Here is a 12,962-nt window from a genome sequence, read left to right as displayed (position 1 = left end):
CGCCATTTATGGCGACCTGGTTAATTACGGTGCTATCGGCACTATCTCCACTTTCTGCACGCGGTGATTTTCTACCTGCAACGTTCGCAGCAGATAATCACCGATCTGTAACTCTTCGCCTTCCTGCGGCACATGTTGCAGGCTGTCCATCAGTAATCCTGCCAGCGTGTGGTAATTGCGCTTTTCATCAAGTGGCAGCTGCACGTAGACGGCTAAATCCTCTAACGGCATATGACCATTCGCCACCCAACCGCCGTCGGGCAGCACTTGAATATCATAGCGCGCATCGATTTTTTCCCCTTCATTCGGCAGATTGCCGGCGATGGTTTCCATCAGATCGCTCAGCGTGACCACGCCTTCCACCGAACCAAACTCATCCACCACAAAGGCGAAGTGGGTGCGCGCGTTGCGGAACTGTTCCAGCGCCTGTAATAAGGTGACGCGCTCAGGAAAGATCAACGGCTGGCGAATCAGCGAGCGTAAATCCAGTGATTTGCTGTGCAACGATTGATGCAGGAGATCAATCACGTGCACCACACCGAGCGGGTCGCGGCCCTGTTCGGTCACCAGAATACGCGTGTGTTGATTGCGATCGAGCTTCGCCATGATCTCCGCCGGATCTTCGGTGAGGTCGATATGCTCGACGTCGTGGCGCGACGTCATGATGCTATTAATCTGGCGCTGACCCAGCCCCAGCACGCGCGCAATCATGCGCCGTTCCTGACGGTTAAATAGCGCGCCCTCTTCGCTATCGCTTACCAGTGACGCGGTATCGGCGTCCAGTTCCGCACGCTGCGCCTCGCCGCGCAGAATGCGCAAAACGGCTTCTGACGTGCGCTGACGCAGTGGACGGCCGGCAGTGAGAAAGCGGCGGCGATTGAACATCGCCAACTGATTGAGTATCTCAATGACGATAGAGAAACCAATCGCCGCGTAAAGATACCCTTTCGGAATAATGAAGCCTAACCCCTCGGCCACCAGGCTGAAGCCGATCATGAGCAGGAAGCTCAGACAGAGAATCACGATGGTTGGATGGCCGTTAACGAAACGCGTCAGTGGCTTACTCGCCAGCAGCATCAGCAGAATCGCCACCGTTACAGCCGCCATCATCACCGGCAGCTCGTTGACCATGCCAACGGCGGTAATCACCGAGTCCAGCGAGAAGATGGCGTCCAGCACCACTATTTGCGCCACCACCGGCCAGAATTTAGCACCGTTCTTATTTTGACCAGTTTCCTCGTCAGCGCCTTCCAGGCGACTGTTTAACTCGGTGGTGGCCTTATAAAGAAGAAAGAAACCACCGCACAGCAGCAGCAGATCGCGGGCGCTGAAGTCGTGGTGCAACAGAGTAAACAGCGGTTGTGTCAGGGTTACCAGCCAGGAAAGTGAGGCGAGCAGCACTAAACGCGACACCAGCGCGAGAAGCAGGCCGATAATGCGCGCACGGTCGCGTTCCTTCGGCGGCAGCTTTTCGACGAGGATGGCAATGAAAACCAGGTTATCAATGCCCAACACCAGCTCCAGAACGATTAGCGTTACTAATCCTGCCCACAGCGACGGATCAATGATCCACTCCAACATGTGTTAATCACCTTAATGTCTGTGTTATGCGCTTAATCTGATGATAGTGAAACGGCGTTAAGCCTGTAAATAGCCGCTGACTCGGTCAATTGGCGGGTCAGCCATGAGAGAAGAATATCCCTGATTGCCGATTTGCACCGATAAGATGAAAGTATGGATAAAGATTGCACCTGAATGAAAGAGACAATTATTTTTTTTCAGCAGATAACCACGTGCATTTTTAATGCAGTCTATTGCGTGGTTGAGTATCGAATTAATCTGAATTTTGCAGGGGAATGGCCTGAAAGGGCTGGCATCAATACTTATCGCTGGTAGTCTTTTTCCTAAAATAGTGCAGGGAACACGGGGCCTACTTGTAAACAAGCCAGTAATAACTAGTATAGCAACGTGTTAGTAAATGTCTGCGCCAAAGTTGTTTATAGCGTGCTCCTTAGCCTCTTAATGTTGCGAACTGTGATCGCACGCGGACCACGGCCAGTAATTAGCGCAAAAATGCCGCATAAAACAAGTTGTAATTAGGATGAAAGCGGTATTGGCAGCGACAGCCAAGGGCGGTAGCGTGCCTGAATCGCCTTTCTCTTGGTTTAATGGTCTGCCACTGTGGTAAGGGAAGTCGGACTAATCTGTTGGTATTAATCACAATTCTCTTGCTTACTATTGTGAGAATTGATTTGGCCTCAGAGAATTTACCGCAGATTGCCTCAACAAATGCAGTGAATATTTCGCTCATTTATCAAACAGCGTTGAGGCATTAGGGATTAAAGAAATAATATAAAAGAGTTAACTATGCGCGATAACGAAATTACATATAAAAGTCTTCTGACAAAAATTTTACTGGCGTGCTCGGATTTAATTTGTTTCAACGCAGCATTATTTATTGCGATGGCATTGATTAATTCGTTTACCCATTCTCCACTGGCAGATATATCTGAAAAATACCTGCATTTAAAAATTGCTACGCACATTGCGCTTTCCGTTATTTGCGTGGGCTGGTTCTGGGTTCGCCTGCGTCATTATACCTATCGCAAGCCATTCTGGTTCGAGCTCAAAGAGATCTTTCGTACCATTCTTATTTTCTCTGTCATCGATTTGTCAATTTCAGCCCTTTCACAGTGGCAAATGTCGCGCTTTGTCTGGGTAGCGACCTGGATTCTTGCGTTGATTATGATTCCTTTAGCGCGCGCCATCTCTAAGCGTGTGCTGAATCATTATGGCATGTGGAAGAAGCAAACCATCATCATCGGCAGCAGCCGCAATGCCCAGGAAGCCTGGCAGGCGCTGCAGAGCGAAGAGGTGATGGGCTTCGATGTTATCGCCTTCTTCGATGTCGATAAGAGCAGCCCACAGGCCAGCATCTCAGGCGTACCTGTGCTGCACAACGAACAAGAGTTGTGGCAGCTGACCAACAGCGAAACCCAGTTCATCGTGGCGGTGGAGTTCGAACAGAGCCAGCACCGCGACCACTGGCTGAAAACCCTGGCGATGCACAATTGCCGCTCGGTTTCTGTTATTCCAACACTGCGCGGTGTACCGCTGTACGGCACCGACATGGCTTACATCTTTAGCCATGAAGTGATGATTCTGCGTGTGAATAACAATCTGGCGAAGCGCACGTCACGTTTCCTTAAGCGTGCATTCGATATCGTCGGCGCGCTGAGCATTATCCTCGCGCTGTCCCCGGCGTTGCTGGTCCTTGGATTTATGGTTGGCCGCGATGGCGGACCACCGATTTACGGTCATGAACGTGTGGGCTTAGGCGGCCGTAAGTTCAAATGCCTGAAATTCCGCTCAATGGTGATTAACTCGAAAGAGGTGCTGGAAGAGGTACTGCGTACCGATCCTGTTGCCCGCGCCGAGTGGGATAAAGATTTCAAACTGAAGAACGATCCGCGCATCACCAAAGTCGGCCATTTCATCCGTAAAACCAGTCTGGATGAGCTGCCGCAGCTGTGGAACGTGGTCCGTGGCGATATGAGCCTGGTGGGGCCGCGCCCGGTGATTGAAGATGAGCTCTGCCGTTATGCCGGTGATGTCGATTATTACCTGATGGCGAAACCAGGCATGACGGGATTGTGGCAGGTTAGCGGTCGTAACGACGTTGACTATGAAACACGCGTCTATTTCGACTCGTGGTATGTCAAGAACTGGTCGCTGTGGAATGACATCGCGATTCTGTTTAAGACGGTTGGCGTAGTGCTGAAACGCGATGGCGCCTATTGATAGACAGCGAAGCCGGGGAGGGCAGCAAGCTCCCCGGTTGAAAACTGCGGGTGCTGGGTGTGTCGTTATTAGACAGCTGCACTGATTGAGTCTGTATAACCATTTTAATTGATGTCGTCTTTAGACTCGGTGACAACATAAAACCAAGGGAGCGCATAATAATGACCCACAGTTTCAGTGTTTAACCCGTCACATTCCATTTTTGTAAGACGCTACACAGCGGGCGATTTCGCCTCTATCAATCAATAACTGATAGCGAAGAATCAGATGATAATGAAAATTAAATTGATACCTTTACTGGTATCCGCGACTTTTCTCTCCGGATGCACCATTGAGCCGGGTTCTCACCTTTCCACCAGTGGAAAAGATGTCATAGAGCAACAGGATAGCAACTATGACATCGACAAATATGTCAACGTCTTCCCGCTGACGCCGCGTCTGGTTGAACAGATGCGTCCGAAGCCGTTAGTCGCGCAGGCTAACCCGATGCTGCAAAATGAAATTCAGAGCTACGAATACCGTATCGGTGTCGGCGACGTGCTGAACGTCACGGTCTGGGATCACCCAGAGTTGACCACACCTGCCGGTCAGTACCGTAGCGCCAGCGACACCGGTAACTGGGTACAGGCAGATGGCACCATTTTCTACCCGTACATCGGTAAAGTGCGCGTAGCAGGCCGAACGGTTACCGAGATCCGCAGCGAAGTGGCGCGTCGTCTGGCGCAATACATCGAAAGTCCGCAGGTTGACGTTAACGTCGCCTCGTTCCGTTCGCAGAAAGCGTACGTCACCGGTTCGGTCACCACCTCCGGACAGCAGGCGATCACTAACGTGCCGCTGACCGTGCTGGATGCCGTCAACGCCGCCGGCGGTTTAGCGGCTGACGCTGACTGGCGCAACGTGGTGCTGACGCACAACGGCAAAGAACAACGTCTTTCGTTGCAGGCGCTAATGCAAAACGGCGACCTGAGCCAAAACCATCTGCTCTATCCGGGCGACATCCTTTACGTGCCACGTAACGACGATCTCAAAGTCTTCGTGATGGGTGAAGTGAAGCAGCAGTCAACGCTGAAGATGGACCGCAGTGGCATGACGCTGGCCGAAGCACTGGGCAACTCGCAGGGTATGGATCAGACCACCTCTGATGCCACCGGCGTGTTCGTGATTCGTCCGATTCGCGGCGCCAACCGCACCAAGATCGCCAACATCTATCAGTTGAATACCAAAGATGCGGCATCGATGGTGATGGGCACCGAATTCCAACTGGAGCCGTACGACATCGTCTATGTCACCGCGACACCAATCACCCGTTGGAACCGTGTGATTTCGGGCCTGCTGCCGACCATCGTAGGTATTGACGATGCCAGCTCCTCGGCTCTTCGTTTCCGCAACTGGTCGAACTAAGGGTTCGCCATGATTAAGTCCGTGTTAGTCGTCTGCGTCGGCAATATCTGCCGCTCCCCCACCGGGGAGCGTCTGTTCAAACGCGCGCTACCAAACATCCGGATTGCCTCCGCAGGGCTCAGCGCGCTGCAAGGCTATCCGGCGGACCAGAAAGCCCTGGCTGTGGCCGCCGAACACGGCGTGTCGCTGGAAGGGCATCAGGCTCAGCAATTAACGGCCAGCATGTGCCGTGACTATGACCTGATTCTGGTAATGGAAAAGCGCCACATTGAACAGGTGAATCGCATCGATCCAGCCGCACGCGGAAAGACCATGCTGCTTGGCCACTGGCTCAATCAGCAGGAAATTGCGGATCCGTACAAAAAAAGTCGCGAGGCCTTTGAAGAGGTCTACGGGTTACTGGAAAACGCTACCCAGAAATGGGTCAACGTATTAAGCCGATAGTTGGGAATATCCATGAATATCAAAAACAAGGTTATGACCGCGCCAAAGGAAGATTCGAATGGATGGGATCTGGCGCATCTTGTGGGACAGCTGATTGATCATCGCTGGATCATTGTTGCCGTTACCGCCTTCTTCATGCTGGTAGCCACGCTCTACACACTGTTTGCTACACCAATCTACAGCGCGGATGCGTTAGTCCAGGTTGAACAGAAGAATGCCAGCTCAGTACTGAATGAGTTAGACAGCATTCTGCCGCCAACGCCGGCGTCCGATACCGAGATTCAGATTCTTGAATCGCGCATGGTTATCGGTAAAACCGTTGACGATCTGGGTCTGGACACCGTTGTCACCCAGAACTATTTCCCGGTGATTGGTAAAGGTCTGTCGCGTTTGATGGGTAACAAGCCATCAACCGTCGCCATCTCCCGCCTGGAAATTCCACGCACCATCGATAAGCGTACCGTTGAACTGGAAGTGACCGGTCCTGACTCGTATACCGTGTCAGCGGACGGTGATGAGCTGTTCAAAGGTAAAGTTGGTCAGCTGGAAACGCACGGTGATGTGACCATGCTGGTAAGCGGCATCAATGCCGATGAAGGCACCAGCTTCAGCGTTACCAAACTGAACGAGCTGCAGGCGATTAACTCCGTGCTGGCCAACCTGACCGTTGCGGATAAAGGTAAAGACACGGGCGTGCTGGGTCTGGAGTATCTGGGTGAAGATCCGGAGCAGATCAGCAAAGTGCTGAACCAAATCGTCAATAACTATCTGCTGCAGAACGTTGAGCGTAAATCTGAGCAAGCGGAAAAAAGCCTGGAATTCCTGCGCAATCAGCTGCCGCAAGTGCGTGGCAAACTGGATGATGCCGAAGACAAGCTGAATACCTTCCGTCGCCAGAACGAGTCGGTTGACCTGTCGCTGGAAGCGAAATCGGCGCTGGATTCTTCTGTCAGCGTGCAGAGCCAGTTGAACGAACTGACCTTCCGTGAAGCCGAAGTGTCTCAGCTGTTTACTAAAGATCACCCAACCTACCGCGCCTTGCTGGAAAAACGCAAAACGCTGGAAGGTGAGCAGGCGCAGCTGAATAAAAAGATTTCTCAGATGCCACAAACGCAGCAAGAGATCTTGCGTCTGACGCGTGATGTGCAGTCTGGTCAGGAAATCTACATGCAGTTGCTGAACCGTCAGCAAGAGCTGGGTATCAGTAAAGCCAGCACCGTGGGTGATGTACGCATCATCGATGGCGCAGCAACCGGCAACAGCCCGGTGGCACCGAAGAAACTGCTGATCATCGCGGCGAGCGTGATTCTGGGTCTGATGGTTTCTGTTGGTCTGGTGCTGCTGAAAGCGCTGCTGCATCACGGCATCGAAAATCCAGAGCAGCTGGAAGAGCTGGGCATGAACGTCTATGCCAGCGTACCGCTGTCAGAATGGCAACGTAAGAAAGATACCGAAGCACTGGCGCGTCGTGGCAACAAGGTGAAAACCGATCCCCACGAAACGCTGCTGGCGCTGGGCAATCCAACTGATCTGTCAATTGAAGCGATTCGTAGCCTGCGTACCAGCCTGCACTTCGCGATGATGGAAGCGAAAAACAACATCCTGATGATCACCGGCGCCAGCCCAGGTATTGGTAAAACCTTTATCTGTGCCAACCTGGCAACGCTGGTCGCCAAAGCGGGCCAACGTGTGCTGTTCATCGATGGTGATATGCGTCGCGGTTACACCCACGAACTGCTGTCAGCCGATAACAAATCCGGTCTGTCTAACGTGTTGTCAGGCAAAACCGAGTTCAGCCCGGCGCTGATTCAGAAAGGCCCGTACGGTTTTGACTTCCTGCCACGCGGTCAGGTGCCACCAAACCCATCTGAACTGCTGATGCATCGTCGCATGGGTGAGCTGCTGGATTGGGCGAGCAAGAACTACGACCTGGTGTTGATTGATACGCCTCCGATTCTGGCGGTCACCGATGCGTCTATCATCGGTAAGCTGGCCGGTACGTCGCTGATGGTGGCGCGTTTCGAAACCAACACGCCGAAAGAACTGGATGTCAGCTTCAAGCGCTTTGCCCAGAACGGTATTGAGATTAAAGGTGTGATCCTTAACGCCGTGGTGCGTAAAGCCGCCAACTCTTATGGTTACGGTTACGACTATTACGACTACGAGTATGGCAAACCGACCAAAAGTTAATTTGCCCGTCATTCACAGTTAATGATGAGGGTAATCCGGTGAAGAAAGGGGCGGGTTGACCGCCCCTTTTGATCGCACCGTTTGAATGACGACACGCAACGATTTACACAGGTGATTCTCTCTATAACGCCATTAAAAGCCACCGCTGGCACGAGAACTTGTGGAATTAAGGAATCACACCATGGCTCCATATTGGTATTTATCAGGGTTTTTGCTGTTGCTTGCGCTGGTCGAAATCCTGTTGAAGAAAGACGAACGCACCACCCATATTCTGACTTACCTGCTGTGCATCGCCACGGTCACGCTGATTATTTTCGCCGGTATTCGCGGTCTCGGTACCGGGATGGACGACTATCAATATCGCAGCTTCTTTGCCGACTTCGTCCGCCGTATTGAGGTCAACGGTTTTGCCAACACCGTCGCCTTCTTCCGTTATGAACCGCTGATTTTTGCTATCGCGTGGATCACCAGCCTGTTTTCACACAATGCCAGCGTGTTCCTGTTTGTGTTCAGTATTCTGGCAGTTTCAACCAACGCCATCTTTTTCAAAAAGATGTCACCGTATCCGGTGTTGGCATTGGCGCTTTACTCGGCGCATATCTTTATCAACAAAGACGTAAACCAGATTCGTTTTGGCCTGAGCTCGGCGCTGTTCCTTGGCGTGATCTGGACTATTTACCTCAAGCAATACTGGTGGGCGTTTGCCTTCTTTATTCTGTCCTTCCTCAGCCACAACACCGCAGTAATGGTGGTGACCATCATTCCGTTCCTGTTTATTCGGGAATCGCGCTGGTGGCCGGTGGCCATCATTATATTCAGTGTGCCACTTTCGGTGGTGGGCGGGACCGGCTTTATTGCCTTGATCGCCGGACATCTGGGATCGATGGGCGAGAGGGCCGCAGGCTACAGTAACGAAGCCTCGAATGCCGGTGACGGCAGCGTGGTGTCAGTGTCCAACCTGAAAAACATCATGCTGGTGTTTATCTTTGTCTACTTCATGCTGAGCAACCAGCTCAAGCGTGAACAGTACGACGTGTGGAAGCTGAACTATCTGTTGATTCTCACTTTTGCCATCGGCGGCGGTATCAGGATCTTCTTCTACAACTACTCATCGGGTGCGCGCCTGTCGAACTACCTGCTGCAGGTCGAACCGATTATTTTGACATCGCTAATCTTCCAGTCAAAACGCGTACTGAAACCCGCGATGTTTGCGATGTTCGCTTTCTTCCTTGTTTATTACCTCTACTACAACACGATCTCACTGAAGCAGGCCGTTGTGGGCTATGAAGTTGCTCGTGAATTCAAATTGTTTCATTAACCGATGAGAGGAAATATGCGGAAGACTTTACTGGCAATTCTGATCACCTCTGCGCCGTTTCTGGCGCAGGCAGAGGATCATCCCGGCACCTTCATCATCGCCGCCTACGGTGACTCCACCACCGCTGGCGTTACCGCGTCGGGCAATCGCAATATCCTCAGTAAAAATAATGAAGTGAGTTTTTTGCAGCAGATGTTGCGTGAGAAATACGGCAACAACATTGAGGTGAAGAACCACGGCATGCCGGGCGCACAAGTTTCGGTGCTGGTTTACGACAAAGACAATACGCCGATGGATTGGTCAGAACGCATGGCGAAATCCGATGCCAACATGATTCTGATTAACTATGCCATCAACGATGCGCGCATCAACTTCTTCAAAGACAAAGGCGAGCGCATTGAAACGCCGCAAGAGTATAAGCGCATCATCACCGAGCTGGTCAAAGGCGCGAAGGCGAATAACAAGCTGGTGGTGTTACAGGAACCGAATCCCATTTGTGGCAAAGCCGAGCGCTGGAACGTCTGGCCGTATGTTTATCAGTTAAATGAAGTGGCTAAAGAGCAGCAAGTGCCGATTGTGAAGCAGTACAGCGTCATCAAGCAGAACCGTGACTGGCAATCTGAGATGTCGCCTGATTGCATTCACCCGAACGAGATGCTTTATAAGCAGAAAGCAGAAAGAACCTTCAACGTCTTAAGCAGCACTTTCGATAGCGTTTTGTCGCGGCACAGCAGCTAACCCAACTCAGATTCAGGAGCTGACATGTATGTATTAATCATGGTGCTGTCATTTTGTCTGGCGCTAATCATTCTGCGAGTATTCTCCTTCCACAAAGGCGTTTACAACAGTAGCGGTATTAAAAGTATCTCTGGTATGCGCGCGCTGCTGGCCAGCATCGTGGCGTTCTCACACTTCGCGCACTATATCTATTCGCTGGATGGTCAGTGGGTGTTCGATAAAGACTATTTTGCCTGGTTCTCCGAAGGCAACTTCTTCGTTAACTCCGGTAAATTCGGTGTACTGCTGTTCTTCATGATCTCCGCCTTCCTGTTCTATCGCTGGCTGGATAATGAAACCCTGACGCCAGGGCAGCTGACTCACAAGCTGCTGAAGTCGCGTATCCGCCGTATCGTCCCGATGTTCTGGTTCTCCGGTTTTGTCATCATCGCGGTAGGCGTGGTGCAGGGCGATCTCACTTATAGCCTCACGGCAGTAAAAGATGCCGTGCTGTGGTTGCTGTTTATTGGCAGCTATCGCATGGGTGATTTCCTGACGGCGGATGTCAACGCCGGTGTGGAATGGACGCTGCGCCTCGAATGGTTGCTGTACCTGTCGATTCCGCTGATTTACGTGCTCAACCGCGCCACCAAAGGTAAATACAAAACGCTGCTGATTCTCGGCTCGATCGGCGTGATTTTCTGCGTGGCGGTTGGCCTGCGTCTGTGGGGCAAAACCTATACCGATCCGCGTCCGGTGCTGGGCTTCGCCATGGGTTATCTGGCGTATAAGTATCGCGACATGTTTGCGCACTACAAAACTTCCAGCTTGGCCGGTTTTGCGGTGATTGTGCTGTCGCTGTTCTCGCTGTCGTTCACCAGCAACACCTTCTGGTATCTGATTTTCCTCTGCTGCCTGACGGTGATCTTCTTTATTGTCAGCAGCGGCAACGCGGTGTTTGGCATTCTGGAAAACAAAACCCTGATGTCGATTGGTGAGGTGAGTTACAGCCTGTATCTGATTCACGGTGTGGTGCTCTATTTCATCAAGCAGATCCCGGAAACGCTCTATCCGCATTCGTTCCTGTTCTACACCTTGCTTTCAACGTTGTTCTTTGTCGCCTCCTTCTATGTGGCGAAATTGACGTATCTGTTTGTCGAGAAACCGTTTATCGGCAGTAGCAACAAGAAGAAAGTGGCGATGAAGACCTCGCCGACAAATTAGGACATCACCCATTATTCTTTTGAGCCCACAAGTTATATCATTGATTTTGTAACTTTTTTAATGAGGTGCTGGCAATGCAGGAGATTCGCTTCTCAATTGTTATTCCCGCGTATAACGCGTCGAAATCGATTGTCACGACGCTAGATTGCGTCAAAGCGCAAACCTATCGCAATTTTGAAGTCATTATTGTTGATGACAAATCGGCCGATGCGGCTGAACTGGCGCAGGTGGTACGCAGCGAACGTTATCAGGATTTGGCTATCAAACTGGAGCTGTCTGAGGTCAAACTCAACGGCGCTGGCGCCCGTAACAAAGGTATTGAGCTGGCAACCGGCGACTTTATCAGCTTCCTCGATGCCGACGATGAGTGGCATCCGGACAAGTTATTGGTGGCGAGTGAAACCATCGCCAAACTGGAAGCGCAGGGCAAATCGCGCTACGTCATCTTTAGTCAGGTGAACATCCATCAGGATGGCAGCTTCCTCAAGGTGATGCCGATGCAACCGCCCGGCAAAAACGAAACCGTCGCCGAGTATCTGTTTGGCTGTTACGGCTTTATTCAAACCAGCACCATTGTGCTGAAGCGCGAAGATGCGGCGCAGATCCAGTTTGATGCGCGCTATATTCGCCATCAGGATTATGACTTCTGCATCCGCGCTGACCGCATGGGTTACGACTTCGTGATGATCGACAAGCCGTTGGCAACCTACCATCTGGTGACCAAATTTGGTTCCAAGCACAAAGGCGAATCGGTCAAATACTCGTTCTTCTGGCTCGATACCATGAAGCCGCACCTGACCACGCGTGACATCCATACTTACAAGGCGTTCAAGCTGCCGCTGCGCTACAAGATGGATGGTAAATCGCTGCAGGCCAGCCTCAGCTTTGCACGCTACTTCTTCCTCACCAACCGTGACAATCGCGCCTACTTCATGAATCGCTTGCTCGATAAGGTGAAGTCGCGCTTCTCGGGCAGAAGAGCCGTCTCCTGATTCACTTTTAAACACTTTCACTTGCTCCCTACACGGGGGCAATTTTTTGGTTCCTGAAACTCCGGGTAGACAAATGACAAATCATGTTGGCACCGTCGGTATTGTGATGCCGATGTATAACGCGCGAAATACCGTTCTGCGCGCGGTTGAGTCGATCATCAACCAGACCTACAGCGACTGGCATCTTTACCTGATCAACGACAAATCCACCGATGATTCACTCGCCTTGGTGCGTGAAAATTGTCAGGACGCGCGTATCACCATTCTCGACAACGAGGTCAATCAGGGCGCAGCCGAAACCCGTAACGTGGGGCTGCGCGCGGCGAAAGAAGAGATCATCGCGTTTCTTGACAGCGACGACGAATGGCACCGCGAAAAACTGGCCGAACAGACGGCCGCGATCGCCGCCGGCGACGATTTCGTGATCACGCATTATCACTACAAAACCAAAACCGCTGACCACGATATCAACTACAGCAAACCCTACCTGCAGCAGGAAAACTTCGTGAAGAAGCAATATCGTGTTTGCTTCTCCTCGGTGTGTTTCCGCCGTCCTCCACAGGGCATCTTCTTCCAGCGTAAAGGCCACGAAGATTTCCTGTTCCTCTATGAGTTGTTCCTCCGCTACAAACAAGCCCGCGTGATCCAGAAAACCCTGGTCAACTATTACGAGTTGGGCGATTCACTGTCGCGCAACAAAAATAAAGCGGCGAAGTGGCACCTCGAATTATTAAGAATTATCTATAAAAACAATCCGTTAAAAGTATATTACTATTATGTCTGGTATATGGTGAATGGGGTTCTTTTTGCCTTAAAACACCGCTAAGCGCAACGGTGATTTAGCTGCTTTTATATTTTTGAGGTGGAAAGGA

The 12,962-nt window shown here is 51.5% G+C and carries 10 protein-coding genes; 9 read left to right on the top strand and 1 reads right to left on the bottom strand.

What is annotated here, in order from left to right; genetic code table 11:
- Positions 1 to 24: 24 nt before the first annotated feature.
- Positions 25 to 1,581, bottom strand: coding sequence for a TerC family protein (locus ACVLVH_RS07120; RefSeq protein ID WP_277973800.1), 1,557 nt, complete (start codon positions 1,579 to 1,581; stop codon positions 25 to 27).
- A gap of 786 nt (positions 1,582 to 2,367) precedes the next feature.
- Here ACVLVH_RS07120 and wbaP point away from each other — a divergent pair.
- From wbaP to ACVLVH_RS07075, 9 genes are all read left to right on the top strand, one after another.
- A complete protein-coding gene (gene wbaP, locus ACVLVH_RS07115) occupies positions 2,368 to 3,801 on the top strand; it encodes an undecaprenyl-phosphate galactose phosphotransferase WbaP (RefSeq protein ID WP_498949099.1) in 1,434 nt (477 codons plus the stop codon).
- Positions 3,802 to 4,074: 273 nt separating this feature from the next.
- The gene (locus ACVLVH_RS07110) at positions 4,075 to 5,205 is read left to right on the top strand and encodes a polysaccharide export protein (RefSeq protein ID WP_101763361.1); all 1,131 of its coding nucleotides are present in this window, start codon (positions 4,075 to 4,077) and stop codon (positions 5,203 to 5,205) included.
- A 9-nt stretch (positions 5,206 to 5,214) separates the two neighbouring features.
- Positions 5,215 to 5,649: an arsenate reductase/protein-tyrosine-phosphatase family protein gene (locus ACVLVH_RS07105; RefSeq protein WP_101763362.1), complete on the top strand. Its 435-nt coding sequence runs from the start codon at positions 5,215 to 5,217 to the stop codon at positions 5,647 to 5,649.
- 12 nt (positions 5,650 to 5,661) lie between these two features.
- Positions 5,662 to 7,839 (top strand): tyrosine-protein kinase Wzc, encoded by a 2,178-nt coding sequence (wzc, locus tag ACVLVH_RS07100; RefSeq protein WP_137386121.1) that lies wholly within the window; start codon positions 5,662 to 5,664, stop codon positions 7,837 to 7,839.
- 181 nt (positions 7,840 to 8,020) lie between these two features.
- The gene (locus ACVLVH_RS07095; RefSeq protein WP_137386120.1) at positions 8,021 to 9,157 is read left to right on the top strand and encodes an EpsG family protein; all 1,137 of its coding nucleotides are present in this window, start codon (positions 8,021 to 8,023) and stop codon (positions 9,155 to 9,157) included.
- A gap of 15 nt (positions 9,158 to 9,172) precedes the next feature.
- Positions 9,173 to 9,895: an SGNH/GDSL hydrolase family protein gene (locus tag ACVLVH_RS07090; protein WP_498949097.1), complete on the top strand. Its 723-nt coding sequence runs from the start codon at positions 9,173 to 9,175 to the stop codon at positions 9,893 to 9,895.
- Between the two features lie 24 nt (positions 9,896 to 9,919).
- On the top strand, positions 9,920 to 11,098 hold the full coding sequence (locus ACVLVH_RS07085) for an acyltransferase family protein (protein WP_110866650.1): 1,179 nt from the start codon (positions 9,920 to 9,922) through the stop codon (positions 11,096 to 11,098).
- Between the two features lie 74 nt (positions 11,099 to 11,172).
- The gene (locus tag ACVLVH_RS07080; RefSeq protein ID WP_192411530.1) at positions 11,173 to 12,090 is read left to right on the top strand and encodes a glycosyltransferase family 2 protein; all 918 of its coding nucleotides are present in this window, start codon (positions 11,173 to 11,175) and stop codon (positions 12,088 to 12,090) included.
- Positions 12,091 to 12,163: 73 nt separating this feature from the next.
- Complete coding sequence (locus ACVLVH_RS07075; RefSeq protein WP_498949096.1) at positions 12,164 to 12,916, top strand: glycosyltransferase family 2 protein; 753 nt, start codon at positions 12,164 to 12,166, stop codon at positions 12,914 to 12,916.
- Positions 12,917 to 12,962: the final 46 nt, after the last annotated feature.

The sequence above is a fragment of the Kluyvera sp. 1366 genome (genome assembly GCF_054823405.1).
The sequence above is the reverse complement of the archived record's forward strand: the minus strand, read 5'-3'. Positions and strand labels throughout refer to the sequence as shown.